Consider the following 887-nt stretch of genomic DNA (forward strand, 5'->3'; position numbering starts at 1 on the left):
GTCGTCATCGCGATCGCCCAGAGTGCGGGTCGAGCGTTGATGGAGCTTGGTCTGCAGCAGGTCCACAGGACGGTCGGCCACCTCCCACGCCACGTCGTCGTGCAACTCGAGACTGATCGCTCCATCGGGCCGTTCCGACGACCCGCGAAACAACTCCAGCAGCGCCCACTTCGCCTGATACAGGTAGCCCAGTGCGGAGGCTGACGCGTCATGAGACACCTGAGAGACCATGATCCAGTCTCCTCACGCAATACGTGCTGTGTCTAGCTGCATGCGCACAGTCGACGTCCGAAGCACGAAGGTTCCGGGTTGGAGGCGAGCCATCCGCTCCGGAGCGGGCGCGCCGTGCGCGGCTGCGAAGGACTGACCGTCCTGATCCTCGGTGCCGGGCGTTTCGCGGCGTGGATCCGCCGCCCTGGCCCATCAGGAAACAGCGCCCTGTCCTGAAGTCCGGCGGGGAGCTGAGTACCAGGACGACAAGGCCTGCGATATCCGGCAGTGCTCTGGTGGAGTACTCGCCGTGCCGACTGTGTGTGGGGCGTGCAGGGTTGGATCATGCGTGCACTGTGGTCGGGTCACATCACCTGCGGTCTGGTCAGCGTGCCGGTGCGCCTGTACGCGGCAACGGAGGCGGCGCGGCCTCAGCTGCACGAGGTGCATGTGAGCGATGGTGCCCGGATCCGTCACCGGCGGGTGTGCGAGGCCGAGGACCGTGAGGTCGGCGAGGAGGAGATCGGCCGGGGCTGGCAGGCCTCGGACGGGCGCATGGTCGTCCTGCGGGATGAGGACCTGGACCACCTGCCGCTCGCCACGAGGCGACGGGTGGAGATCCTCGGCTTCGTCGACGACCGGGATGTCGATCCGCTGCTGTACGACCGGGCCTACTA

Annotated in this window: 2 protein-coding genes; one reads left to right on the top strand and one right to left on the bottom strand. The window is 67.0% G+C overall.

Annotation, left to right across the window (positions count from 1 at the left end):
• The coding region (locus CA983_RS44225; protein WP_143645881.1) for a dsDNA nuclease domain-containing protein at window positions 1-231 on the bottom strand (231 nt) is incomplete at its 3' end.
• 324 nt (window positions 232-555) lie between these two features.
• On the opposite strand from CA983_RS44225, the gene CA983_RS44230 reads away from it, so the two are divergent.
• The coding region (locus CA983_RS44230) for a Ku protein (RefSeq protein ID WP_341866745.1) at window positions 556-887 on the top strand (332 nt) is incomplete at its 3' end.

It is taken from the genome of Streptomyces swartbergensis (assembly GCF_002148965.1).
Lineage (GTDB): Bacteria > Actinomycetota > Actinomycetes > Streptomycetales > Streptomycetaceae > Streptomyces > Streptomyces swartbergensis.